Annotated in this window: 22 protein-coding genes; 13 read left to right on the top strand and 9 right to left on the bottom strand. The window is 65.1% G+C overall.

The genetic code is table 11. From position 1 onward, the window contains the following. The 4 genes from ACLV8F_RS17605 to ACLV8F_RS17590 form a co-directional block, all read right to left on the bottom strand. Nucleotides 1-322: haloacid dehalogenase-like hydrolase (locus tag ACLV8F_RS17605; protein WP_411885496.1), on the bottom strand; the 322-nt coding region annotated here is incomplete at its 3' end. Further along, a complete protein-coding gene (locus tag ACLV8F_RS17600; RefSeq protein ID WP_411885495.1) occupies nt 310-1,848 on the bottom strand; it encodes a glycosyltransferase family 39 protein in 1,539 nt (512 codons plus the stop codon). The genes ACLV8F_RS17605 and ACLV8F_RS17600, both read right to left, overlap by 13 nt. Before the next feature lie 67 nt (nt 1,849-1,915). Continuing rightward, nucleotides 1,916-2,872: a lysylphosphatidylglycerol synthase transmembrane domain-containing protein gene (locus tag ACLV8F_RS17595; protein WP_411885494.1), complete on the bottom strand. Its 957-nt coding sequence runs from the start codon at nt 2,870-2,872 to the stop codon at nt 1,916-1,918. Further along, a complete protein-coding gene (locus ACLV8F_RS17590; protein WP_411885493.1) occupies nt 2,869-3,735 on the bottom strand; it encodes a decaprenyl-phosphate phosphoribosyltransferase in 867 nt (288 codons plus the stop codon). Before ACLV8F_RS17590 ends, ACLV8F_RS17595 begins: the two co-directional genes overlap by 4 nt. A gap of 93 nt (nt 3,736-3,828) precedes the next feature. Here ACLV8F_RS17590 and argE point away from each other — a divergent pair, with 93 nt between their 5' ends. Continuing rightward, on the top strand, nt 3,829-5,037 hold the full coding sequence (gene argE / locus ACLV8F_RS17585) for an acetylornithine deacetylase (RefSeq protein ID WP_411885492.1): 1,209 nt from the start codon (nt 3,829-3,831) through the stop codon (nt 5,035-5,037). A gap of 174 nt (nt 5,038-5,211) precedes the next feature. Here the strand turns inward: argE and ACLV8F_RS17580 are convergent, their stop codons facing one another. Both ACLV8F_RS17580 and ACLV8F_RS17575 read right to left on the bottom strand, forming a co-directional pair. Continuing rightward, nucleotides 5,212-6,342, bottom strand: coding sequence for an ABC transporter substrate-binding protein (locus ACLV8F_RS17580; RefSeq protein ID WP_411885491.1), 1,131 nt, complete (start codon nt 6,340-6,342; stop codon nt 5,212-5,214). A gap of 158 nt (nt 6,343-6,500) precedes the next feature. Then, a complete protein-coding gene (locus tag ACLV8F_RS17575) occupies nt 6,501-7,655 on the bottom strand; it encodes an ABC transporter substrate-binding protein (RefSeq protein WP_411885490.1) in 1,155 nt (384 codons plus the stop codon). Nucleotides 7,656-7,703: 48 nt separating this feature from the next. On the opposite strand from ACLV8F_RS17575, the gene ACLV8F_RS17570 reads away from it, so the two are divergent. From ACLV8F_RS17570 to ACLV8F_RS17525, 10 genes are all read left to right on the top strand, one after another. After that, complete coding sequence (locus ACLV8F_RS17570; RefSeq protein ID WP_411885489.1) at nt 7,704-9,827, top strand: molybdopterin-dependent oxidoreductase; 2,124 nt, start codon at nt 7,704-7,706, stop codon at nt 9,825-9,827. 12 nt (nt 9,828-9,839) lie between these two features. After that, a complete protein-coding gene (locus ACLV8F_RS17565) occupies nt 9,840-10,952 on the top strand; it encodes an aminopeptidase (protein WP_411885488.1) in 1,113 nt (370 codons plus the stop codon). Further along, on the top strand, nt 10,945-11,277 hold the full coding sequence (locus tag ACLV8F_RS17560) for a polyhydroxyalkanoic acid system family protein (protein WP_411885487.1): 333 nt from the start codon (nt 10,945-10,947) through the stop codon (nt 11,275-11,277). Before ACLV8F_RS17565 ends, ACLV8F_RS17560 begins: the two co-directional genes overlap by 8 nt. 40 nt (nt 11,278-11,317) lie before the next feature. Then, the gene (locus tag ACLV8F_RS17555; protein ID WP_411885486.1) at nt 11,318-12,286 is read left to right on the top strand and encodes a LysR family transcriptional regulator; all 969 of its coding nucleotides are present in this window, start codon (nt 11,318-11,320) and stop codon (nt 12,284-12,286) included. Nucleotides 12,287-12,322: 36 nt separating this feature from the next. Beyond that, nucleotides 12,323-13,561, top strand: a complete 1,239-nt coding sequence (locus tag ACLV8F_RS17550) for a CaiB/BaiF CoA transferase family protein (protein ID WP_411885485.1) — start codon at nt 12,323-12,325, stop codon at nt 13,559-13,561. Nucleotides 13,562-13,659: 98 nt separating this feature from the next. Then, the gene (locus ACLV8F_RS17545) at nt 13,660-14,610 is read left to right on the top strand and encodes a hydroxymethylglutaryl-CoA lyase (RefSeq protein ID WP_411885497.1); all 951 of its coding nucleotides are present in this window, start codon (nt 13,660-13,662) and stop codon (nt 14,608-14,610) included. A 67-nt stretch (nt 14,611-14,677) separates the two neighbouring features. Continuing rightward, on the top strand, nt 14,678-15,652 hold the full coding sequence (locus ACLV8F_RS17540) for a Bug family tripartite tricarboxylate transporter substrate binding protein (RefSeq protein ID WP_411885484.1): 975 nt from the start codon (nt 14,678-14,680) through the stop codon (nt 15,650-15,652). Between the two features lie 145 nt (nt 15,653-15,797). Then, complete coding sequence (locus tag ACLV8F_RS17535; RefSeq protein ID WP_411885483.1) at nt 15,798-16,130, top strand: hypothetical protein; 333 nt, start codon at nt 15,798-15,800, stop codon at nt 16,128-16,130. A gap of 48 nt (nt 16,131-16,178) precedes the next feature. Continuing rightward, the gene (gene grrM, locus ACLV8F_RS17530; RefSeq protein WP_411885482.1) at nt 16,179-17,372 is read left to right on the top strand and encodes a cyclophane-forming radical SAM/SPASM peptide maturase GrrM/OscB; all 1,194 of its coding nucleotides are present in this window, start codon (nt 16,179-16,181) and stop codon (nt 17,370-17,372) included. After that, on the top strand, nt 17,341-20,466 hold the full coding sequence (locus ACLV8F_RS17525; RefSeq protein ID WP_411885481.1) for a hypothetical protein: 3,126 nt from the start codon (nt 17,341-17,343) through the stop codon (nt 20,464-20,466). The genes grrM and ACLV8F_RS17525 overlap by 32 nt, the downstream gene beginning before the upstream one ends. A gap of 18 nt (nt 20,467-20,484) precedes the next feature. Here ACLV8F_RS17525 and ACLV8F_RS17520 read toward each other — a convergent pair whose 3' ends face one another. After that, nucleotides 20,485-20,739 carry an acyl-CoA-binding protein gene (locus tag ACLV8F_RS17520; RefSeq protein ID WP_411885480.1) on the bottom strand — a complete coding sequence of 85 codons (255 nt, stop codon included), beginning with the start codon at nt 20,737-20,739 and terminating at the stop codon, nt 20,485-20,487. 143 nt (nt 20,740-20,882) lie between these two features. Between ACLV8F_RS17520 and ACLV8F_RS17515 the strand changes: the two genes are divergently transcribed. Continuing rightward, nucleotides 20,883-22,415 carry a wax ester/triacylglycerol synthase family O-acyltransferase gene (locus ACLV8F_RS17515; RefSeq protein WP_411880545.1) on the top strand — a complete coding sequence of 511 codons (1,533 nt, stop codon included), beginning with the start codon at nt 20,883-20,885 and terminating at the stop codon, nt 22,413-22,415. A 117-nt stretch (nt 22,416-22,532) separates the two neighbouring features. Here the strand turns inward: ACLV8F_RS17515 and ACLV8F_RS17510 are convergent, their stop codons facing one another. Beyond that, nucleotides 22,533-23,300, bottom strand: coding sequence for a type III pantothenate kinase (locus ACLV8F_RS17510; RefSeq protein ID WP_411885479.1), 768 nt, complete (start codon nt 23,298-23,300; stop codon nt 22,533-22,535). An 85-nt stretch (nt 23,301-23,385) separates the two neighbouring features. Then, on the bottom strand, nt 23,386-24,054 hold the full coding sequence (locus tag ACLV8F_RS17505) for a LuxR C-terminal-related transcriptional regulator (RefSeq protein ID WP_411880543.1): 669 nt from the start codon (nt 24,052-24,054) through the stop codon (nt 23,386-23,388). A gap of 183 nt (nt 24,055-24,237) precedes the next feature. Between ACLV8F_RS17505 and ACLV8F_RS17500 the strand changes: the two genes are divergently transcribed. Further along, nucleotides 24,238-25,446, top strand: a complete 1,209-nt coding sequence (locus ACLV8F_RS17500) for a sensor histidine kinase (protein WP_411885478.1) — start codon at nt 24,238-24,240, stop codon at nt 25,444-25,446. The last annotated feature ends 7 nt before the right edge of the window (nt 25,447-25,453 follow it).

The raw sequence follows: 25,453 nt of genomic DNA, 5'->3' as shown, positions 1-25,453 counted from the left end.
AGGCCAGGCGCGCCATGGCGTCTTCGCGCAGCTGGCCGGGGAAATCCTGAGCCAGCCAGCGCGTGGTCCAGTCTTCCATTTCAGCCACGCTGCGGCCCGCAAGCGTGGCTTGCATCAGTTTGGCTTTTGCCACGTTGTTGGGCACCAGGCGCAGCGCATAGCCGGCCAGCCAGGGCGAGCAGCGCAACAGCGCCCAGGCAAAACGCGGCCAGCCCAGGCCGCGCGCGAGGAAAACCGTGAAGGTGTCGCGCCGCGTCAGCGTGCCGTCGAAGTCAAAAGCCGCGACGACAGTGCCGGCGGCGGGCACGCTTACCTCGGGCATCGCACCTGGCCGCAGTAGCGTTCGCAGAAAGGGCAGCCCGTCATGGGCAGCCATGTGGGGATGTTGAAGTAGCGCTTGAACACCGTGCCGAGCACGCCTTCGCGGTAGGCCTGGTAGTTGAAGCCCGTGCCTTCAACGGCATAAAAAGGCACGCCGCTCTGCTCGAAGCTGAGCACCCGCACCGAGGCGAAGTAAGGCGCAAACTCCTCCAGCCGCGGCTTGTCGGCGAGGATGACGCGTATGGTCTTGCCCTGGTAGAGCGAAAAATCGACCAGCATGTCGTCCTGGCGCGCGTGGAATTTGCCGACGCCGAAGACCGGCATGTACTGGCGGCGCTCAAACCCGAAAATCGAGGCCGGCGTGTAGGCCTCGCCCATCAGCACCGCACCGGGCACCGTGACCTGCTTGAGCATCTCGGCGGTCTTATAGCTGCGGACGATTTGCGGGTAGAGCTTGGTGCTGCGCCAGGTGTCCAGCGTGGTCATGTACAGCCCGGCCACCACCAGCACATGCAAGCCGGCGAACACCGCCAGCCCCTTGGCGCAGGCCTTGAGCCTGTCGGCCGGCAGGGCAAAGGCCAGGAAGGCAAAACCAAAGGGGTAGAAGGACAGCACCCAGTGCAGCCCAATCACTTTTTTGGCCGACAGCAGCGCGAAGAACAGCAGCGGCACCACCACCAGGCAGGCCAGCAGGCGCTGCGAGCGCGCCGCCGCCAGCAGCGCCTGGCGGTAGCGAATGGCCATCCACACCGCGACCGGCGTGATCAGGTAGACCATCATGCCGATATAGGTCAGCGGCTTGCGCCATTCAAAGGCGGCATCTTCATTGCGGTTGTACACATTGAACATGATGTTGGACCAGCCGTGCGACATGTTGTAGGCGATGTTGATGGCCGGGCCGGGCAAGGCGCAGAGCACCAGCAGGGCAAAACCCGCCAGCCGCTCACGGCGGTACAGCACGAAGTACACGAGGTAGCTGAAACCCAGCACCACCGAGAAATACTTGGACAGGAAAGCGCAGCCCAGGAACACGCCGGACAGCGCATACAGGCCCCAGGCGGCGCGGTCCATCTGCGCGCGCCGCTCGGCGCGCAACAGCGCGGCGGCCGACAGCGCCGACCAGAAGATCAGCGGCGTGTCGGTGGTGATCAGGGTGTTGAGCCAGTTCAGCGGCGCGAGCCAGAAAAACAGCACGGCCCAGGCGGCGCGCACCTTGTCGACGGGCTTGAGGGCCCACCACAACGCCCCGCCCAGCGCCAGCGGCAGCAGCACGATGGGCAGGCGAATCGACCAGAGGCTGTCGCCCAGGGTGGCGCGCATCAGCGCGATCAACCAGCCCACCATGGGCGGGTGGTCTGAATAGCCCCAGGCGGGGTACACACCCCACCAATAGAAGAAGGCCTCGTCGCCGGTGATGGGGAAGCTCACGGAAACCCAGAAACGCAGCAGCAGCGACAGCAGGCCGGCGGCCAGCAGCCAGCGGCTCAGCGAAACAGGAAAGGCGGCGGAATCAGGGTTCTGGGACATGAAGACTCGAAGGGGGAACGGGGCCGGCGGCAACGCAAAAGCAGAAGGCGGGAAAGCCGCGCGCGGGCTAGCGAAAGCTGATTTCCTTGCGGATGGCCGCACTATAAAGCAAGGCCAGCACGCCGATGGCCACGGCCAGCCACAGCGTCAGCAGCCGCGCCAGCACGGTGACGGCCAGCGCCGCGGCGGGTGTCGCGCCCTGGGCCACCAGCAGGCCCGTGAGCACGGCCTCGGTGCCGCCCAGGCCGGCGGGCAGTGCCGACAACGCGCCGGCCACCATGGCGACGGCATAAAAGCCCGCCGCCGTCAGCAGCTCAACCTGAACGCCCATGCCGCGGCAGATCAGCCAGACGGCGATGCCCTGCGCCGCCCAGGCCGTCAGGGTCAGCCCCAGCCAGAGCCATGGGCGCAGCGCCAGGCAGTGCCAGGCTTCCTGCAACCAGGGAAGGCGCGCGAAAAGCCGGGCCCGGTGTTTGACGAGCAGGCCCAACGCGACCACCAGCACCAACGCCGCGGCGGCCAGCAGGCCGCCTATCAGGGTGGACGCGGCCTGCGTCGCGGGATGCCGCAGCACCCAGCCGGCGGCCGGCAGGCACAACAGCAGCAGGCACAGCAGGTCGGCCAGGCGTTCGGCACCGAAGATGGCCAGGCTTTGCCCGGCGCCCAAGGGCTGGCGCGCCAGCATCAGGCCGCGCGCCGCCTCGCCGACATTGCCGGGCGTGGGTGTGAAGGCGTAACCCGCGAGGTAAAGGCGCAAGCCCTGCAGCCAGCCGAAATGCCGCCCGTAGTGCGCCATCCAGAGCCGCCAGCGCAGGCCGCGCAAAAGGTAATTGAGCAGGCACAGGCCCGCGGCCTGCGCGCCCGTCCAGGACCACAGCAGCGCGAGCGAGGCCTTGGGGCTGTCGCCCCAGACCAGCAACGCGGCCGCGTAGGCCGTCGCCACCACGCCCAGCACCAGCAGCAGGCGCTTGAAGGGCAGGCCGCCCGCCGCGGCCGGCGTGGACGGGGCGGGTGAAGGGTTCACAGCCGGTGGCTCAGGAAGATGGCCAGCCACAACACGCCGGCTCCCAGTATCCAGGGGTCGCGCAGCATGTCGCGCGCCACGTCTTCGCCGTGGCCGCGGTGCACCTGGTAGGTGTAGCGCAGCATGCCGAAGATCACCACCGGCACGGTGTAGAGCAGGCGTTCGCCGTGCTGCAGCTGCGCTTCGGGGCTGGTGGCGAACAGGCTGTAGGTGGTCAGCGTGGCGGTCATGGTCACGGCCATGAAGGTGTCCAGCAGGGCGGACGGGTAGTGGGCCATCACGGCGCGCCGGCTGGCTTCCTCATGGAAGCTCTCGGCCTTGCGTTTGGCAAAACCCAGGAACAGCGCCACAAAAATGCCGGTCAGCAGCAGCCAGCGCGAGGGCGGTATGCCGACGGCCACGGTGCCGGCCAGCAGGCGCAGCATGAAACCCGAGGCAATGATGGACACGTCGACCACCGGCACCTGTTTGAGCCGCCACGAATACGCCAGGTTCAGCACCACATAGGCCGCGAGCAGCAGCAGCAGCGTGCGGTTGCCCGCCGCCAGCAGCAGGCCCGCGACCAGCAGCAGGCCGGCCAGCACCAGCGCCACGGGCACCGCCACGGCGCCGCTGGCCAGGGGGCGATTCCGTTTGGTGGGGTGCAGGGCGTCGCTGGCGCGGTCATGCCAGTCGTTGATGATGTAGACCATGCTGGAGAGGCAGCAAAACGCCGCAAAGGCGTAGAAGACGCGCCAGTCCAGCGTGGTGTCGCGCCAGTTCTGGCTGAACACCAGGCCGGCGAAGACGAAGACGTTCTTGAGCCACTGGTGCGGCCGCATGAGGCGAACCAGGGCCAGCGGGGAGGAGGACGAAGATGCCATCAGGAAGGGGGGAAACACCCCGTGGGGAAGCGGGCTTCAAGCATAACTGACGGGCAGGCCACGGACATTCCCGAATACGGCCAGAATGAAGCCATGTCCTTCGCACCCTCCCCCACCCTCGCCCCCACTCCCGCCACCCTGCCCGCCGTCTCGCCCCGCGCCCTGGAATTGATCCAGGCCCTGGTGCGCATGAACACGGTCAGCGACAACAGCAACCTGGAACTGATCCATTTCGTGCGCGACGAGCTCGCCCGGCTGGGCGTGGCCAGCCGCATCACCACCAATGCCGGCAAGACCAAGGCCAACCTGTTCGCCACGCTGGGCGAGGGCAAGCCGGCCGGCATCATCCTCTCGGGCCATACCGACACCGTGCCCTGGGACGGCCAGGACTGGACGCTGGACCCGCTGTCTGCCGCCATCGAGGGCGGCAGGCTTTACGGCCGCGGCAGTTGCGACATGAAGGGTTTTATCGGCATGGCGCTGGCCCACGCCGGTGATTTCCTGAACAGCCAGGCGCCCTTCGCGGTGCACCTGGCTCTGAGCTATGACGAGGAAGTCGGCTGCCTGGGCGTGCGCGGGCTGATCGCCGACATGAAGGACGCCGGCATCGCGCCGCTGGCCTGCATCGTGGGCGAGCCCACCAGCATGGTGCCGGCCACCGCGCACAAGGGCGTCTACCGCTACAAATGCTGCGTGCGCGGCAAGGAGGCGCACTCCTCGCTCACGCCGCAGTCGGTCAATGCCATCGAGATGGCGGCGCGCGTGGTCGGCAAGCTGCGCGACATGGCCGAGGGCTTTGAGGCCAACGAGCCGCGCTACGAGGGTTTTGACGTGCCCTTCAGCACCGCCAGCGTCGGGCAGTTCCACGGCGGCATCGCCGACAACGTGGTGCCGCGCGACGCCGAGTTCCGCTATGAATTCCGCAACCTGCCCGGCGCCGACGCGCTGGCCATGCAGCAGGAAATACGGGCCTACGCCGAACGCGCGCAACCGGCGATGAAAAAAGTCGCGCCCGACGCGGGCTTCAGCTTTGAAACGATTTGCGAAGTGCCGGCCTTCCTGGGCTCGGCCGGCGACGACGTGACCAAACTGGCGCAGCGCCTGGCCGGCAGCCGGGAAACCACGCTGGTCGCCTTCGGCACCGAAGCGGGCATCTTCAAGGGTGCGGGCATTCCCACCGTGGTGTGCGGCCCCGGCAGCATCACCCAGGCGCACCAGCCCGACGAGTTTGTGAGCCTGGAGCAGCTGGCGCGTTGCCAGGAGTTCATGGCAGGCCTGACGAAAACGAGCGAACTTCGCTAAAGGGCGGGCTTCACGCGGGGCCACCGCGGAACCGGCTTTGCCGGGCCGCCAGTGGCGCCCCCTTGAGGGGCTGAGAGCCGCGGCTCCAAGCCTGCCCGCGCAGGCTTGGACGGCTCGGAAGAGCCGCCGCCTCTGGCGGCGGTACGGGGCGGCCGCAGGCCGCTTCGGGGGGAGTTAAGTTCTAACGCGGCCGTCGCCGGTCAGCATCGACAGCTCCACAAAGCTCGACGCCACGTGGTCCGTCGGCGAGAAGGACACGGAAAAACCGCCCAGCGACTGGCTGCCCATGCCCTCCAGCCCGCTGATCAAGGACTCGCGGCTGATCTTGGCGCCGCCGCGCTTGAGGCCGTCGACCATCACCTTGGCGGCCACATAACCCTCCATGCTGGAGAAGTTGGCCTGGGCGTCCTTGCCCGCCGCTTTCACCGCATCGACAAACTCGCGCGCAATCGGGCGCGCCGTGTTGTAGGGCGAAGGCATGACTTGCGACACCACCACGCCCGCGCCGTCCTTGCCGAGCTCGTCGGCCAGCGCCTGCGTGCCGACGAAGGACACGTTGTAGAAGGTGCCGCCGTAGCCGGCCTTGCGGGCCTCGCGGATGAAGGCCGCGCAGGCCTTGTAGGCGCCGATCTGCACCACCGCGTCGGGCCCGGCGGCGACCAGGGTCTTGACCGCTGCGGCCACATTCACCGTGTTGCGCTCCACCGTCGCCTGCGCCACGGGCTTGAGGTTCTGCGCCGACAGGGCCAGCGTGACGCCGTCCAGGCCGGCCTTGCCGTAGGCATCGTTCTGGTAGAACACGGCGATTTTTTTCAGGCCCAGGCTGGTCAGCTGTTTGACAATCAGGCCGGTCTCGTCGTTGTACGAGGCGCGCACATGGAAGGCGTATTTGTTGAACGGGTCGCGCAGCGCCATGGCGCCGGTGAAGGGGGCGAAAAAGGGCACCTTGTCCTTGGTGGCCAACGGCAGCGCGGCGATGCTGGTGGGTGTGCCGATGTAGCCGAACAGCGCGAACACGTCGTCGGCGATCAGCTTGCGGGTGTTTTCGGCGCAGCGGTCGGGTTCGTAGCCATCATCGAGGTTGCGGATCTCGATCAGGCGCTTGCCGACGCCGCCCTGGGCGTTGACCTGGTCGAAATAGACTTTTGCGCCCTGGTAGAACTGGATGCCCAACTGCGCGGCCGGGCCGGTGAAGGCGGCCGACTGGCCCAGGATGATCTTGTCGGCCTGGGCATGGGCGACGTTGAAACCGGCCAGCATGGAAGCGCCGGCGGCGATGGAGAATTTTCTGCGCGTAAGGTTCATGGCTTGATTCTCGCGACACAACTTACAGACTGGTTACCTCTTTCGTAACAGCAGGAAACCCTGTGAGATAGATCACAACTTTTGCCGTCCGCAGCGGCTGGATTGCCAGCAATTTGTCAGCTTCTGCGGCGTCCACCCAACACACCGCCTTGCCGCCGCTACTCGCGCACCCGCCCGGTGCCGTCGATCAGGCTCAGTTCCACCAGCCTGGAGCCCACGCGGTCGCCGTCAAAGTGGATGCGAAAACCGCCCAGGTTCAGGTCCTGCAGGCTGTCCAGCGCCTTGCGCAGCTTGGCCCGGGTGGGGTCCTTGCCGACCTTGCGCAAGGCTTCGGTGTAGGTCCAGGCGGCGATATAGCCTTCGAGCATGTAGACGTTGGACTTGCCGAGTTTGGCCGCCAGGGCGTCGGCCTGCAGTTCACGCACCAGCACGCTTTTGGCGTTGTCCGACTTGGGCGTCACGCGCGCCACCACCACGCCGGCGCCGGCCGCGCCCAGCTGCTCGGCCAGCAGGCTTTCGCCGGTGGTGGAAAAGCCGTAGACCGGCCCGCGAAAGCCCTTGGCGCGCAGGTCGCGTATCGCACTGGCGGCGCCCGCGGCGTCGCTGATCACCAGCACCGACTCGGGTTTCTTGTCCAGCACCTGGTCCACGCTGGAGGCGACACTGCCGCCCGACAGCGCCGACTTGGCCACCAGGTTGGCGCCCAGGCCGCCCATGGTGCGTTCGGCCGAATCCAGCGCCGCGAGCGACTCCGGGTCTTTGGCATGCAGGATGGCCAGCTTGCGCATGCCCAGGGTTTCCGCATGGCGCGTGATCACGGCGGCTTCTTCCGAATAGCCGGGCCGCACCGAATAGACATTGGGGTAGAGCGAGCCGCGCAGCTCGTCGGCGCCGGCCATGGGCGCGAACAGCAGGACGTCGGTGTCCTTGAGCAGCGCATTGACGGCGGTGACCTGCGGCGAGCCGTAATAACCAAACAACGAAAACACCTTCTGCTCCAGCAGCTTTTTGGTGTTGGCCACCGCGGTGTCGGGTTTGCCCATGTCGTCCAGCGTGCTGAGCTCGATCTTGCGGCCGTTGATGCCGCCGCCCGCGTTGACGCGGTCGAAGTAGAGGCGCGCGCCCTGCGCGAAGGGCAGCGCCAGCGTGGCACCCGGCCCGGTCATCGCCACCGACTGACCCAGGCTGATGGCGGTCTTGCTGACCCCGTCCTGGGCCTTGACCCCTGCCGCGGCCAGGGCGGCGAAGGCCGCTACCATCGTGATTCTGGCAAAGGCGCGCAATGCCCCCGCGACCTTGATTGTTGTTGTCATGTTGTCTCCCCCGGTGTGCCGCTATGCCTGTCAATATAAAGTCTTACCATGAGCAATACCATCAGCATCTCCCCTATCGCTAACCCTGATGCGGGCGCGAAGCCGGCCGCCCACCAGGTGCTGGGTGCCTGCCCGCACGACTGCCCCGACACCTGCTCGCTGCTGACCACGGTGGAAGGCGGCGTGGCCACCCGCGTGCAGGGCAACCCCGAGCATCCCCACACCGGCGGCGTGCTGTGTAACAAGGTCTCGCGCTACACCGAACGCACCTACCACCCCGAGCGCCTGCTGCGGCCGCTCAAGCGCAGCGGCCCCAAGGGCAGCGGGCAGTTCGAGCCGGTGAGCTGGGAGTCGGCGCTGGCCGACATCGCGGCGCGCCTCAAGGCCATCGCCGCGCGCGACCCCGAAGCCATCCTCCCCTACAGCTACGCCGGCACCATGGGCTACGTGCAGGGCGAAAGCATGGCCGGGCGTTTCTTCAACCGGCTGGGCGCGTCCTTGCTGGAGCGCACCATCTGCTCATCGGCCGGCGGCGAGGCCCTGGTGCAAACGCTGGGCGCCAAGGTCGGCATGCGGGTGGAATTTTTCGCCGAGTCCAAACTCATCATCATCTGGGGCAGCAACTCCATCGGCAGCAACCTGCATTTCTGGCGTTATGCGCAGCAGGCCAAGCGCGACGGCGCCAAACTCATTTGCATAGACCCGCGCAAAAGCGAAACCGCCGAAAAATGCCACGAGCACATCGCGCTGCTGCCCGGCACCGACGCCGCGCTGGCGCTGGCGCTGATGCACGAGCTGATCAACCACGACTGGCTGGACCACGACTACATCGCGCGCCACACCCTGGGCTGGGAATCGCCGGACGGCGGGCTGCGTGAGCGCGCATTGCAGTGGAGCCCCGAACGCGCCGCCGCCGTCTGCGGCGTGCCGGCCGAACAGATCCGCTCGCTGGCGCGCGACTACGGTGAATGCATGCTCAAGCAACAACCCGCGGCCATACGCCTGAACTACGGCATGCAGCGCGTGCACGGCGGCGGCAATGCGGCCCGCGCCGTCGCCTGCCTGCCGGCGCTGACGGGCGCCTGGCGGCACCGCGCCGGCGGCGTGCTGCTCAGCAGTTCCGGCCAGTTCCCGGTGGACAAGGCGGCGCTGCAAAAGCCCGAGCTGCTGGGCGGCCGGCAGCCGCGCACCATCAACATGAGCACCATAGGCAACGCGCTGCTGGAGCCGGCCTCGCTGCGGTTCGGCCCCCAGGTCGAGGCCGTCATCGTTTACAACAGCAACCCGGTGGCGGTGGCGCCGGAATCGGGCAAGGTGGTGCAGGGCTTTGCGCGCGAAGACCTGTTCACCGTGGTGCTGGAGCACTTCCAGACCGACACCGCCGACTACGCCGACTACATCCTGCCGGCCACCACACAACTTGAGCACTGGGACGTGCACGGCTCTTACGGCCACACCGACGCGCTGCTGAACCGCCCGGCCATCGCGCCGCTGGGCCAGGCCAAGCCCAACACCCAGATATTCCGCGAGCTGGCCGCCCACATGGGCCTGGCCGAGCCGTGTTTTTCCGACAGCGACGAGCAGCTGTGCCGCGCGGTCTTCGGCGACAAGGTGGACTTCCAGCAACTGCTGGACAAAGGCTTTGCCACGCTGGAGCTGCCCGATGCGCCTTTTGCCGAAGGCAATTTCCCGACGGCCTCGGGCCGCTGCGAATTCTTCAGCGCGCGGCTGGCGGCCGAAGGCGCGGACGGCCTGCCCGGCCACGTGCCCAACCATGAAGCCGCGGGCACGTCCGACGAATTCCCGCTGGCCATGATCTCGCCGCCGGCGCGCAACTTCCTGAACTCCAGTTTCGTCAACGTCAAAAGCCTGCGCGACATCGAGGCCGAACCGGTGCTGGAAATCCACGCCGACGACGCCGCCGCGCGCGGCATCACCACGGGCGCCGTCGTCAAGGTCTTCAACCAGCGCGGCGAGTACCGCGCCAAGGCCGAGGTGTCCGCGCGGGCCCGGCCCGGCGTCGTCAACGGCCTGGGCATCTGGTGGCGCAAGCTGGGCCTGGACGGCACCAACGTCAATGAACTCACCAGCCAGCACCTGACCGACATGGGCCGCGGCCCGGTGTTCTATGACTGCCTGGTGCAGGTGCAGCGCGAGGCGCAGGCCGCCTGACCGGATTGCGCGGTGAAACGCAGCACGCTGAAACGAACGCTGGCCGTGGCGCTGGCCGCGACGCTGGGCCTGGCGGGCTGCGCCGACCTGGGCTACTACTGGCAGTCGGTCAGCGGCCACATGCAGATGCTCAACGCGGCACGGCCTGTCGACGACTGGCTGAGCGACGCCCAGGCCTCCGAACAGCTCAAAAGCCGGCTGGCGCTGTCGCAGCGCATACGCAGCTTCGCCGTGAGCGAACTCAAGCTGCCCGACAACCCGAGCTACCGGCGGTATGCCGACCTGCACCGCAGCGCCGTCGTGTGGAACGTGGTGGCCGCGCCCGAGTTCTCGCTGACGCTCAAGACCTGGTGTTTCCCGGTCACGGGCTGCGTGGGCTACCGCGGCTATTTCAACGAAGCCGAGGCGCGCGCCGAGGCCGAAAGCCTCAAGGCCCAGGGGCTGGAGACCAGCGTCTACGGCGTGCCCGCCTATTCCACGCTGGGCTGGATGAACTGGGCCGGCGGCGACCCGCTGCTCAACACCTTCATCGGCTACCCCGAGGGAGAACTCGCGCGGCTGATCTTTCACGAACTCGCACACCAGGTGGTCTACGCCAGCGGCGACACCATGTTCAACGAATCCTTCGCCACCGCCGTCGAGCGCCTGGGCAGCCAGCGCTGGCTGGACAGCGAGGCCGCGCGGGGCAACGGCAAAGCCCGCCAGGACTATCTCCAGTTCGACGACAGGCGCCGGCAGTTCCGCGCGCTGGCGCTGGCCACACGGCTGGAACTGGCTGATGTCTACAGGAACAAGCCGGCGACGGATGCCGGCAAGGCCGGGCAGGCGGCGCTGAAGGCCCAGGCACTTCAGCGCTTTCGCGACGGCTACGCGGCGCTCAAGGCCTCCTGGGGCGGCTTCGCGGGCTACGACCCCTGGGTGGCGCGCGCCAACAACGCGGCCTTCGGCGCGCAGGCCGCCTATGATGAGCTGGTGCCCGGTTTCGAGGCCCTGTTCGAGCGCGAGGGCCGCGACTGGCAACGGTTTTATGATGCGGTCAAAGGGCTGGCCAGGCTGCCCAAAGACGAGCGCCGCAAAGCGCTGGACATGCACAACAACATCAACACGGAGACTTCCCATGGCTGACATCCAGATCCTGCGCGAACACACCCTGGGCCTTGCCGAAGCGCGCAAGATCGCCTTCAAGTGGGCCGAGCAGGCCGAAGAAAAATTCGACATGGAATGCACCTACGAAGAGGGCAAGACCGAGGACCTGGTGAGTTTCACGCGCTCCGGCGTCAACGGCACGCTGGCCGTCACCAAGGACAGCTTTGAGTTCAACGCCAAGCTGGGCTTCCTGCTGGGTGCCTTCAAGGACACCATAGAAACCGAGATCGTGAAAAACCTGGACGCGCTGCTCGCGAAGAAGCCCGCCGCCAAAAAAGCGCCGGCCAAAAAGAAAAGCGCCTGAGCCCTTCACGGCCCTTCAGGCCTCAGGCCCGCCTCTCAGCGTGAACTACAACCTCGCCCGCTTCGACCTGGTGTCCGTGCGCCTGGCGGTGGCCTGCGCGCAGACCGGCAGCCTGACCGCGGCGGCGCGCGACTCGCACCTGGCACTGGCCGCGGCCAGCCGGCGCATCCGCGAACTGGAAGACGCGCTGGGCGAGGCCTTGTTCGAGCGCCATGCGCGCGGCCTGCTGCCCACCGCCGCCGGCCGCGTCTTCGTCAAGCACGGCCTGACCCTGCTGCAAACCATGGAGCAGCTGGGCGGCGAGCTGGCGGACCTGCGGCGCGGCACCGCGCGCCACATACGCCTGTGCGCCAGCAGCGCCGCCATCAGCCAGTTTTTGCCGCCGCTGCTGGCGCGCTACGGCGAACTGCACCCGCAGGTGCACATAGACCTGGAAGAGCAGGTGTCCGAAGCCGTGGTCGCCACTTTGCGCGAAGGCCGGGCCGACGCGGCGGTGTTTGTCGAGGGCCCGGACACCACGGGGCTGGACACGCGCCTCTTTCGCGAGGACGAGCTGGTGCTGATCCTGCCGGCCGGCCACGCGCTGGCGGGCCAGACGCCGCTGGCCTTTGCCGATGCGCTCGACGAGGAATGGATCAGCCTGACGGCCGGCGCCGCCATGCTGCAAAAGCAGCAGCAGGCCGCACTGGCCGCGAACCGGCCGCTCAAGCTGCGCATGCAGGTGCGCAGCTTTGACGCAGTCTGCCACATGGTGGCCTCGGGCCTGGGCGTGGCCATCCTGCCCAAAGGCGCCACCCTGCCCATCATCAAAAGCATGAAGCTGGGCTGGCGGCCGCTGGCCGACGCCTGGGCCCAGCGTCGCCTGCTGGCGGCCACCATGGCGGGGCAGCCTGATGCGGCCGTTGCGGCGCTGGTGGACTTTCTGGTGGCACCCTCCGGGCCTGGCAAGTCGAAAGCGAAAGGCGCCCAGCCTTCGCAAAACGCGAAAGCCAGGGCCCCAAAGCGGTAATGGACGGGGCGGGCCGCGGGCGGCACACTGCCGGCCATGGCCACTGAACAATCCCTTCCCGTCCCCGCCGCCTCCGGCCCGCTCGCCGGCCTCAAAGTGCTGGAGCTGGGCCAACTGATCGCCGGGCCCTTCGCGGCCAAGACGCTGGCGGACTTCGGCGCCGACATCATCAAGATCGAAACTCCGGGCGCGGGCGACCCGCTGCGCAAATGGCGTTTGCTCAAGGACGGCACCTCGGTGTGGTGGCAGGTGCAGTCGCGCAACAAGCGCTCCGTGGCGCTGGACCTCAAAAGCCCCGAGGCGCAGGACATTGTGCGCCGGCTGGCTACCGATGCTGACGTGCTGATCGAGAACTTCCGCCCCGGCGCGATGGAGGGCTGGGGCCTGGGGCCCGAGGAACTGCTGGCGCTTAACCCGCGCCTCATCATGCTGCGCATCAGCGGCTACGGCCAGACCGGCCCTTACCGCGACAAGCCGGGCTTCGGCGTGGTCGCCGAGGCCATGAGCGGCCTGCGCCACCTGACGGCCGAGCCGGGCCGCGTGCCGGTGCGCGTGGGCGTGAGCATTGGCGACACGCTGGCCGCGTTGCATGGCGTGATCGGCATTCTGCTGGCCATGCAGGAGCGCCAGCGCTCCGGCAAGGGCCAGGTGATCGACGTGGCGCTTTATGAAGCGGTCTTCAACTGCATGGAAAGCCTGCTGCCCGAATACAGCGCTTTCGGCGCGGTGCGTGGCGCGGCCGGCAGCGCCCTGCCCGGCATCGCGCCCAGCAATGCCTACCTGTGCAAGGACGGCGGCTACGCGCTGGTGGCCGGCAACGGCGACAGCATCTTCAAGCGCCTGATGGCCACCATAGGCCGCAATGATCTGGGAAGCGACCCGGCCCTGGCTGACAACGCCGGCCGCGTGGCACGCGTGGAAGAAATCGACGCAGCCATAGGCCAGTGGACCGCCGGCCTCACGGTGGACGAGGTGCTGGCCGCGCTCGACAAGGTCTCGGTGCCCGCCGGCCGCATCTACACCGTGGCCGACATCGCCGCCGACCCGCACTACCAGGCGCGCGGCATGCTCGGCGAAGTGCGTATGGACGACGGCAGCTTGCTGGCCGTGCCAGGCATCGTGCCCAAGCTCTCGCGCACGCCGGGCAGCCACCGCCGCAATGCGCCGCAGGTGGGCCAGGACACCGATGCGGTGCTCAGTGAAATGGGGTTGACGCCCGCGCAGATCCAGGCCTTGAAAGACAAAGGCATCGTGGCCGGAAAGGACGCGGTATGAAAAACGCAGTGCGCCGCGCCGGGCCGCCCCAAGCAAGCACAGCCCCTTTAGCAAGTGAAAGGGGCAGCGCAACGCCGAAGGCACACGAAGTGAAAAGCGTGGGGGCCAGGATCTTCTTCAATGAGGTCGCCACACGCGACGGCTTCCAGATCGAACCTACTTTTATCCCAACCGACGACAAGGTCGCGCTGGTCAATGCGCTGAGCGGCTGCGGCTACGCCAAGATCGAGGTGACGTCTTTCACGTCGCCCAAGGCCATCCCCATGCTGCGCGATGCCGAGGAAGTCATGGGCCGCATATGCCGCGTGCCGGGTGTCGAATACACGGTGCTGGTGCCCAACCTGCGCGGCGCCGAGCGCGCGCTGGAGTCGCGCGCCGACGAGCTCAACCTCGTGATGTCGGTCTCGGAAACCCACAACCTGGCCAACCTGCGCATGCCGCGCGAGAAAAGTTTTGCCGCACTGTCGGACGTGATCCGCCACGTGGACGGCCGCACGCCTGTCAACGTCTCGCTGTCCTGCTGCTTCGGCTGCCCGATGGAAGGTGAAGTGGCTGAGGAGGAAGTGCTGCGCTGGAGCGACCGTTTCGCCGCCTTCGGCGCGGACCGCGTGCGCGGCCTCACGATCTGCGACACCACCGGCATGGCGCACCCGGCGCAGGTGGCACGCATAGTGAAGGTATTGCAAGAGCGCTTTGCCGGCCTGCAGCTGACGCTGCACTTCCACAACACGCGCGGCATGGGCCTGGCCAATGTGCTGGCCGCCGTGCAGGGCGGCATCACGCGCTTTGACGGCTCGCTGGGCGGCCTGGGCGGTTGCCCTTACGCACCCGGCGCCAGCGGCAACATCAGCAGCGAGGACGCCGTCCACATGCTGGACGCCATGGGCTACGACACCGGCATGGACATCAGCAAACTGCTGGACGTGGCGCGGCAAATGCCCGACATCGTCGGCCATGAGGTGCCCGGCCAGGTCGCCAAGGCCGGCCGCATCACCGACCTGCATGCACCGCCGCCTTATGTGGCCGAGCTGAGGGCTGCCTCCGCCTGATTAATTGACAGAGATTTTCGAACTTGCCTGAAAAGGCCACCCTAAAACTACGACTGGAGACAAACCCATGACTTTCATTTCCCGCAGAACATTGCTGACCGTTGCCGGGCTCAGCACGGCCGCCTGGCTCAACCCGGTTCGCGCCCAGCTTGCCGGCAAGCCCATCACGCTGGTGGTTCCCACGGCGGCCGGCGGCACCACCGACATTGCGGCGCGCATGCTGGCCGAGCCGCTCGGCAAAATTTTGCAGACCACGGTGGTCGTGGACAACCGCGGCGGCGGCAACGGCAACATCGCCGGCCAGATGGTGGCGCGCGGCCCGGCCGACGGCACCAGCCTGCTGGTGCAGTACTCCGGCTACCAGTGCATCACGCCGCTGATCCAGCCGGTGCCGGGCTTCGACCCGGCGACCAACCTCAAGCCCCTGGGCCATTTGATCGACGCGCCGCAACTGCTGGTGGTACGCGGCAACTTCCCGGCCGACAACTTCGCGGACTTCCTCAAGTACGTGAAGGCCAATCCGGGCAAGGTCAATTACGCGTCCAGCGGCAACGGCTCGCTGCAGCACGTGACCACCGAACTGCTCAAGGACCTGACCAAGACCTTCATGGTGCACATCCCTTACCGCGGCACCGGCCCGGCGCTCAACGACCTGCTGGCCGGCACGGTGGACTTCACCATCACCACGCCGCCGCCGCTGCTGCCGCACATACGCGCCGGCAAACTCAAGGCGCTGATGGTGACCGGCCGCACACGCCTGGCCGCCCAGCCCAACGTGCCGACCGCCACCGAAGCCGGCGTGCCGCTGGTGGCCTCATCGTGGTTCGCGGTCTACGGGCCGACGGGCCTGTCCGCCGACCTGCAAGGCCGGCTCTCGCTGGCGATCAAGCAGGTGGTGGAGTCGGAGAACTTCAGGAAACGCGCCGAAGAGCAAGGCGCCAAGGCGGTCGTCATGAGCGGCGCCGAGCTGGCCGCCTTGGGCGACAACGAACGCAAGATGTGGGCGCGCATCGTCAAGCTGGCCAATATCAAAGCAGACTAACTCCTTAAAAGGGAACGCCAGCCGTCTATTTCGCGACTCGTACCCGAATCCGCACCTGATCTAGTTCCGACCTGAGGAAATTGGTAATAGTTCACTTGTTTTTACAACCCACCTGACTAGCATCTCTTGCACCCAGGGAGGTTGTATGAAACATTTTCTCCTTCGTTTTTCCATCCAACGCATCTTGAGCTTGGCGCGAAAGGTGCTGCTTCTGGCATGCGGCGGCATGCTGCTTGCTGCACCGGTAGCGCAAGCCAAAAGCAGGGAGCTGCGGGAAGATATCAACCGCCTGCAAGTGAGAATAGATGCGGTGCGAAGCAGCATGATGCGTCAGGGAAGTACTGATTTTTCTTCTGATGCACTGCAGCCAGACAAGCCCGGTTCAGACCTCCTGAGTCAGTGGTACAACTGGGGCAACGGTTGGAATAACTGGGGCAACGGTTGGAGAAATTGGGGCAATCTCTGGCGCAACTTCTAGAGAAAATCGTAGCTATCCGCCCACGCCCCGACGCACCGGAATTCCCCCGTGCAGAGCGAACCCATCACCTTCTTCAAACGGGCGCCGGCTTCGCCTTCACGGCATCGTCAGGCGATAACGCCGCATCAGGTGAAGCTGCTCATTTTGCAGCCGACGCCGTTTTGCAATCTTGATTGCAGCTACTGTTACCTCCCTGATCGTTCCGACAAACGGCGCATGGCGCTGGAAACGGTGGACGCAGTCGGGCGTGAAGTCCTGGCACGGGGCCTGACGGCCCCAGAACTCACCGTCATCTGGCATGCCGGCGAGCCCCTCGTGGTTCCAATCGACTGGTACCAGCAAGCTTTTTCGGTATTGGCGGCGCACGGGCTTTCGCGGGTGAAACTCACACATGCATTCCAGACCAATGGGACGCTGATTGACACGCAGTGGGTTGAGTTTTTCAGACAACACCAGGCGCGGGTCGGCATCAGCATAGACGGCCCGAAAGCAGTGCACGACGAAAGGCGGCGTGGGCGCTCTGGACAAGGCAGTTTTGAACAGGGCATGCGAGGCTTGCGGCGGGTACGTGAAGCCGGGTTGCCCTTCCATGTGATCAGCGTCCTGAGCGCTCGCAGCCTGCGCATGGCCGATGAACTGTTTGACTTCTATGCCGCGGAAGGCATACGCCACATCTGCTTCAACGTCGAGGAAATCGAAGGGCCTCATGTGGCGTCTTCGATGGCTGGAAAAGCCAGGGAAGCGGACTTTGCCGCCTTTCTGCGGCGTTTCATCCAGCGCTGCTCGGCCATGGCAGACCCGCCCTGGGTGCGCGAACTGGCGGGCGCTGTGTCCAGCCTCATGGCACCGGCCGACCTGAAGGGTGACAACGCCCAGGTCCAAACCCTGGCCATGCTGTCTGTAGGTGTGGATGGCGCCTTGTCGACCTTCTCACCGGAACTGCCTGGCGCACGCGCACCTGCCTACGACGATTTCAATTTCGGCAATATCCATACTGGCGGCATCAGTGGCATGCTGGAAGCGGAAAGCCTGCGGGGCGCGGCTGCCGACATCGCCAGCGGCGTTGCCGCCTGCGAACGCGAATGCCGATGGTTTCAGTGGTGCGGCGGTGGCGCTCCGGCCAACAAATGGTTCGAAACAGGCGACCTCAAGGCCACCGAAACCCTGTACTGCCGCTTGACCCGCAAGGTCTTGCTGGAGACGGTGCTGGATGAACTGGAAGCCGGCCATTGCCGCGGCTAAGGGGAACCCTATGACACGAACGGCTCGCCGAACCCTGTCCCGCAACACCCCGCGGCGGCATGCACCCATAGGGCATAACCGCAAGACCGGTCCGCGCCAGAAGTTATGGCACAGCCCATGGCGGCTTGACTTCCTGAAAAGCCTGCCCGGAAAGATCACAGGCGATGTCATTCGGCTCTCAAACACCAGGACCGTTCTTGTTATTCGGCAATGGTTGCGGCACATCCGACAACTTATCGAACTGACATGGACAAAAGTCTTTACGGGCGCACTGCTTGTTCTGGCCTTCCTGCTTTTGTATCCAGACGTCGTCCGAAGTAGGCTGGACGCCTACGAAGTGCACCTCGACTGGCCCTGGAGCTGGAGCCTGTTGGGTGGCGACTCCAAAGGGCTGATTCTGCTGGACACGCCGCAGGTCTTCACCCGGGGCAGGCTGGTGAACGACCGCACCAAGGAAGCCGACTGGCTATCTGAGCAGCTAGGGCGTACAAACCAACTTTTGCGGGAGGAAAGATTTCGTGGCGTCCAGAACCGCTACACCAGCGACCGCAAATTGGGCTGGCAAGCGGCCGAGACCCAATCGGCCGCTCCACCGGCGGATAAATCGCAGGCGGCACCCCTCGTTCCAAGTCCTGGTCCGATTGACGAATTTGTGCTGGCGAGCAACTATCGTGAAACCATCAGGAACAAGATCATGTCGACGGTCCTGGATGATCGTCACGACATTGACGGAAACTCGATCTACCGCCTCAACTTCAACGCCACAGTTCTACCGCGCAAAGGCAGCAAGAAAGTAGCCCTGCTGGTGGCCAGCATCAGGGAATTTAGAGATGACCATTCCGTCAGCCCCGATGACAGACGCAAGGTTTATATAGAACTCCTGCATGACTGGCGAAAAGAACTGGAGTCTATTGCAGAGCGAGGCAGAAACAGCGCCGAGAAAACGCTCTTGGGCGGTTCTTCAACCAATCGCTTGATGGCGAATCAAGCTCAAGAACTCAATCACTGGATCTCTGAAAAACTGAAAAACTCCAAGGGAGTAGCTTTTACAAACACGCCATTGCAAAGCAATTTTTCCATTGAACGTTACATCGAACTTGCCAACTTGGCGCACTACCAGCTCTTGAAAAATGACTGGGAGGCAGAATTCCTCCGGGAGCTTTCCTCGTTCGAAAGCAAAGTCGCCATGCTGGCCAAACGCCTCGCGCAGGAGCGCGAAAAAGCCGAGGCGCAGGCTTATAAGCACATGGATAGATCGACAAAATCCAGCGGTCCGGTTGAAAGCACCAGCAAGAACGCTCAAGACGCTGGCCGCGCTCTGACCGCCGTAATCGCCTCAATTACTTCACAGGCCTCGAGTCCCGAAGAACCTGCACCAATGACAGCGAATCCGATAGATATATTGCGCTCACGAATAGCTGCCATTGCGCGTATCCGGTTGAATCTCCAGAGAATTTCCAGCGAGTCCCAAGGTAGAAAGCAGGCAGCGGCACGGATCCATCAGCTGTGCCGGGCCCAGGGGCGGGGCGATGTATCCCTGCTTGACGCGCTCCACCCTGGCATTCGCCTGGACGACCGGGACGCCGAGGAGGCCAGCATCCAGGTCAAGTGTCCTGAATTACTGATCCCCGAGCTGGCGATACTTGATTTGGCCGTTTTACTGAACCGACCGGACATAAGCTGCGGTACCCCCGCAAGCGAAGCACCACCAGCCGATCAGCGCCGGAAGAACGAACTTTCCCTGGCAAGGCTCGCGGCGCTTATGCAGGCCACCGTCTGGCAGGCGCCAGCAGAATTAGCATGGCCATGCACGGGGAGAGAGGAACCACTCGCCGCCTTGCGCGAATTACCTGCTTCTCTTGAATTTTTGAGAAAACAGGCGATCGCCGAATGGTATGCGTACTATCTTAAAACGCAACGCGCAAAGATTGATGCAAACGCTGGCGGGGACCGTTGCGATTGCGATCCAAGTCGACGATGCAAGACGACCAACACCACAGTTCAACGCCTGATGGACTGGATTTTCCCACAGCCGACGCAAGCGGCACCCCGACTATCGAAGTCATTGGAACTAGGGAATTTCTACGATTTCGAAGTTGACTACGGTACTGCAACCATCAAGGTGAGCTTTCCACCCAAGCCGATGAATACGCAAGGTCTGGCCGAACAACTGCGTTCGTTGATGTGCCGCCGAGCCTATGCCCACACCTATGCAGTATTCGGCAACGACACGCGGCTTGCGCAGGCGCGTGCGTATGCGTCCGAGGTGAGTGCTCAGCAGGGCGGCATGCGGATGAGTGATGCCGTCAGTGGCAGCGGCATGGAACGCTCACCGCTGGTGCTGGGGTTTCGGGACTGGGCCGAAACGAGTCAAGCCTCCAGCGTGCAGGAGCCCGCGCGCGCGCGCTTCGGCTGGGCCATACTGCCGCAATCGAGCGAAGGTAATGGGTTTGTGAAGGCGCAGCAACCCGAAAGTTACGCGGTCAGTGCGCTGGTTGCCTTGCCGGGCTGGTGGAAGACCGCACACCTGGAGGTCAGAACCTGCTGGGTAGCCCAATCCGACCTGCGGCCACAACAGGACCTGGACAAATTTTGCGGCTCGTTTGCCGAGGCCGATACCAACCGGTTTGACATTCGCTTGCAGAGCCCCAGCGGCAATGTGGATCTCATGGAAAATCTGCGCTTCTTCGTGGAAAAAGCGCCTTCCATCTATCTCACTGCACCACCCCTGGTCGAAGCAGGACGCCCCGGTGCCATCCGCATTCCCGGCACCCGCCTGTGGCGCTCGCCGGTGGTGCTGCTCGGAGAACAGCAGGCGGACTCCATTGAAGTGCTCCCCGATATGAAAGGCATCATCGCCAAGTTCAATTGTGTGCATTGGCCAGTTGTGACGGCGTCGCACAGCGGCGGACTGGAGACGGAGGTAGCTCTTGTGGTAACAACCAGTGAAGGATCCATTCCAGACCCCGCCCCTAGGGCCAAGGTTTTGCCATTTCAGCCCAAACGAATCCAGGCAGGCAACGGCCAAATGCAGGAACTCGATTGCGACATCGAAGAAAAAAACAGGAAGGTCGCGACGTCAAGTCCGCGCTAAGCCCCGATTTGACTCAACTCAGCTCAGGTCGGCAATCAGATCAATGTACTGCTGCATCGCATCGTCCTGCGACGTGCCCTTGACCCCATTCCATGCGTCCCACTTGGCGCGCGCGACCATGTCGCCGAAGCCGGGCTTCTTGTCGTTGTTGTCGCCGCTGCTGCCTTGTTTGTACAGCGCGTAGAGCTTCAGCAGCGTGGCGTTGTCAGGGCGCTCGCTGAGGTTTTTCGAATCGGCCATGGCTTTGTCGAAGGCGGCTTTCAGGTCTGACATGAGGGATCTCCGTTTTTAGAAGTGGGTCACCAATGACGGTGCTTGGGGTAACTGCCCGGTATCTTAGCGAGGCGGTTCCCGCCAAAATAGGGAACTTACCCCATCCGGGGCGGATTCTCAGAAGTTTTGCATCGGGAGTGCTCATGGTTACACGCGTTACCGCCCAGGCCGCCGGCCGGAAAGTGGCAAAAAACGTCCAGAAGAACGTCAAGCGGGCTGTCTCGGGAACCCTGGGAATTTCAGGGGAGCGCATGAGCAAGGTCGACACGGCCTGGCTGCGCATGGACAACGATGCCAACCTGATGATGATCGTGGGCGTGTGGCAGCTGGCGCCGGGCGTGAAGCACGCGGCGGTCTGTGAGCGGATCGAAAACAGCCTGCTCAAATACGACCGCTTCAAGCAGCGTGTGATGGAAGATGCGGCCGGCGCGACCTGGGTGATGGACCGCAACTTCGACCTGGCCAACCACGTGGTGCCGGAGAAACTGCCCAAGTCGGCCAACCAGGAGCAAGCCCTGCAGGACCGCGTGGCCCAGCTGGCCACCCAGCGCCTGGACCCGAAACGCCCCTTGTGGCAAATCCACCTGATCGAGGACTACACCGGGCCCGACGGCGTCAAGGGCAGCGCGATGATCGTGCGCATCCACCACTGCATCGCCGACGGCATCGCGCTGATTTCGGTGACCATGTCGCTGGTCGACGGCGGCGCGCCGCCGCCGGAGCGGCGCAAAAAAGCCGCGGCGGCCGCCGGCTCGGAAGACTGGATCGCCGACACGCTGCTCAAGCCCTTCACCGACATCACCGTCAAGGCGCTGGGCGCGGTGGGCGAAGGCGCGGCGCGTTCGCTGGGCATGCTGGGCGACCCGAAAAAAGGCATGGAGCAAGGCATGAGCGGCTCCTTCGACATGGCCAAGGTGCTGATGCAGGTACTCAAGGACGGCGCCGCGCTGGCCCTGATGCCGGACGACTCCAAGACCCGGCTCAAGGGCAAGCCCGGCGGCGCGAAAAAGGTGGCCTGGTGCCACCCGATCCCGCTGGATGAAGTGAAGGCCGTGGGCAAGGCGCTCAACTGCTCCATCAACGACGTGCTGCTGAGCTGCGTGGCCGGCGCGCTGGGTGAATATCTGAAGACTTTCGGCGACGACGTGGCGGGCCAGGAAATCCGCGCCATGGTACCGGTGAATTTGCGGCCGCTGGACCAGGCGCACAAGCTGGGCAACCGCTTCGGCCTGGTGCCGTTGGTGCTGCCCATAGGCGTGGACAACCCAATCGAGCGCGTCTACGAAGTGCGCCGCCGCATGGCCGCGCTCAAGGGCAGCTACCAGCCCTTGCTGGCATTCAGCCTGCTGGCGGTGGCGGGGCTGTTGATCAAGCCGGCGCAGGACGTGATGCTCAACCTGTTCGCCAAAAAGACCACGGCGGTGATGACCAACGTGCCGGGCCCGCGCGAAAAACTCAAGTTCTGCGGCTCCACGCTGGAGCAAAGCATGTTCTGGGTGCCGCAGTCGGGTGACGTGGGCCTGGGCGTGTCCATCCTGAGCTACGGCGGCGGCGTGCAGTTCGGCGTGATCACCGACAGCACGCTGTGCCCCGAGCCTCAGCGCATCATTGACGAATTCGTTCCCGAATTCGCCAAGCTGTCTATCGTGACCTTGATGCTGCCCTGGGGCGAGTAAATAGCTCACCCCTGTTGAGGCTCACTTCGTGTAGCCTCCTCTCCCCTTGCAGGGGACGGGGCCTGCGGCCTGGCAAAGCCAGTTCCGCAGCCCCCGCTGGAAGGAGATTTTCAGATGTCACGCAGCAAAGCGGCGAGAGGCTATCTCGAGTAGCCCGTCAAAAATCAGACTGTCCACCAGCTCGAACTTCACCGACATGCTGGGCGCCATCTTCCAGCCAGCGCCGCCGGTCATGATGCATTCGGGCATCTCGCCGCAGTGGCGCGTGATGTTTTCCACCATGCGCTGCACCGCGCCGGCGATGGCGAAGGTGCCGCCGCTGGTGAGCGCGTCGCTGGTGTTGGTGGGGAAATCGCGCACCTCGCCGGTGGGCACGTGCAGGCCGGCCGTGCCGGACTCGAGTGCGCGCAGCATGATGCCGTGGCCCGGCAGGATGATGCCGCCCAGGAACTTGCCGGAGGCGTCTATGGCCTCGACGGTGACCGCCGTGCCGACCATAACGACCACACAGGGTTTTTGCACGCCGCGCCCCAGCAGGCGATGCCGCGCGCCTATCATCGCGACCCAGCGGTCGGCGCCCAGGCGGGCCGGGTGGTCATAGCCGTTGGTGACGCCGGCCTCCTGCGGGCTGGAGACGACCCAGCGCGGCGCCACGTCCCAGAGCTCCATCTGCTCGGCCACACGCCGCTTGATGGCGTCGCCGGCGACGATGCAGCCCAGGATGCGCGTGGGCACGGGCAGCGCATTCCACTCCTCCTCCGCGAGCTTGTCGATGTTCTCGAGGAACACCGCACCCTGTGCCAGCAACCTGGCGCCCGCTGTGGGCGCTTCGTACTGGGCCCATTTCAGGCGGGTGTTACCCACGTCAAGCGCTAGAAAGGTCATTTGGCGGATTATGAACAGGTTTGGCGCCCGCCCGCGTAGACCGGCCTAAAGGTTTTCCAGTAGAGCGCTCTGGGGGAACACGGCGTCAAATGAGGCCAAACCAGCAGGCGCGCTGGATGGCGGCGAGTTTGTTGTCGACCCTGAGCTTGGTCATGGCATTGGAGAGGTGGAAGTTCACCGTGCGCTCGCTGCAGGCCAGGCGCTCGCCGCTCTCACGCGCCGTCATGCCCTGGAAGGCCAGGCTCAGGCATTCGAGTTCGCGCGGGCTGAGCGGGCTGCGCGCCTCGGCCAGCGCGCGCTTGAGCAGCGGCCAGATGTTGAGCGCCGACCAGGCCAGCAAAGCCGCCTCGCTGCGGTCGTGCCACTGGCGCGGGCTGAAGAGGTAGCACTCGAAGGCGCGCCCCACGGTCAGGGGAAAGGCGATGCGGACCACGCTCTGGTAGCCGTGGGCCAGCCAGAGGCGGCGCCAGCGGCCCAGGTTTTCGAAAGCCGATTTGGAAATGTCCTGCCAGGCCACCAGGGGCGCGTCGGAGTCGCGCCAGGGCGCGCCGAAGTCGTGGCTCTCGGCCAGGGCCTCGGCGGCGTCCAGCAGGCGCGGTGGATGGATGGCCAGCACCAGCCGGTCTTCCTGGCCCGCGAAGGGGTCCGGCCCCAGCACCATGAGGGCCTCGACCGAGAACTCGCGCAGGGCGCACAGCCAGTCGCTGATGACGCCGTCCAGGCTCACGCTGTCAAAGTTGGCAGGTAACAGCATTAGCTTGACGGAAAAAGAACCGGGACAATACAGTCACATGTCAAATGCATCATCAGTCAGGTCCCTGTTCGTGCTGGAGAGAGTTCTAAAGTGAGGAGCGCCCGCTTCCATGCGTGGCTGGCACAACGTCCCTTGCTCCAGTGGCTGCGGGAGGAACTGGTACTCGCCCCGCTGGAGCCCATTTTGCATCCATCGCCGCGGCGTCTGTGGTGGCTGGGGCTTTCTTTTTTTTCGGGCAATGCCCTGTTCGCCTGGATCTGGTCGGCCTGGCTGCCGCAGCCCTACGAAAACCTGCCCCTGCGCGTGGTGGCCAGCCTGCTGGGCTACAGCCTGATGACGCGGCGCGTCAACCACGACCCGGGCAGCCGCCTGGCGCAGCGGGTGTTCGGCCTGGTGTTCTGGCTGGAGCTGCCGGTGCTGTTCAGCTGGATGTACCTGTGCAACGGCGGCAACACGGTGTGGCTGGCCACCATGGCGGCCATGGTGCTGATTTATTACCACGTCACCGACTGGCGCCTGGCCACGCTGGGCACCATCACGGGCGGGCTGCTGGCATTCGCGGCCTTCATGGCCATTGGGCCCGCGGTTCCCCTGCTGCCGCCGGAGCAGCGCGCCGTGCACGCCGTGGTGTTCGCCTTCGCCTGGTCGATCGCGCTGGTGCTCAACCTGTCTTCGGCCAACCTGAGGCGCGAGCAGCTCTCCAGCACGCTGGCCACCATCGGCATCATGGCGCACGAACTTCGCACACCGCTGTCGACGGCCGCGCTGTTGGGCGACGCGATCCAGCTCGAGGTGCAGCGCCAGCCCGACAACCCGCGTGGGGCGCAGTTGGACAAGCTGGCGCTGCGCCTGCACGCGCTGGTGCGCAACATGAACCACCAGATCGACACGCAGATCGCCAATGCCAAGCTGCTGCAGCTGCCGCGTTACACCGAGCGGGTCTGGGCCAGCACGCTGGTGCAGGAGGTCGTGGTGGGCTATCCCTATCAATCGAGCCGCCAGCGCGAGTGCGTCAAGGTCGTCATTCAGGACGACTTCAGTTTTCGCTCCTCGGCCACGCAGTTTTCGCAGGTGCTGGACAACCTGATCAAGAACGCCCTGCACTCGCTGATGGCCGCCGACTCGAAATACCCGGCCGGCGCGCTGCGCATCGAGGTGAGCCGGCTGAAGGAACGCGGCCGCATCGTCGTGGCGGACGAAGGCATGGGCATAGACGCCGCCTTGCTGCCGCAGATTTTCAAGCCGTTTTTTTCCAGCAACCGCGGCACGGGCCATGGCCTGGGTTTGGCGTTTTGCCAGCAAGTGGTACAAAGTGCGGGTGGCAACATTCATGTGAAATCAGAGTTTGCTGTCGGGGCTGTTTTTACCATTGAGCTGCCCATCGCCCCTTGATCGCCTT

The organism is Polaromonas sp. YR568 (assembly GCF_943369675.1).
Taxonomy (GTDB): domain Bacteria; phylum Pseudomonadota; class Gammaproteobacteria; order Burkholderiales; family Burkholderiaceae_C; genus Polaromonas.
Note: the sequence above shows the minus strand (reverse complement) of the source record. Positions and strands in the feature narration are given on the sequence as shown.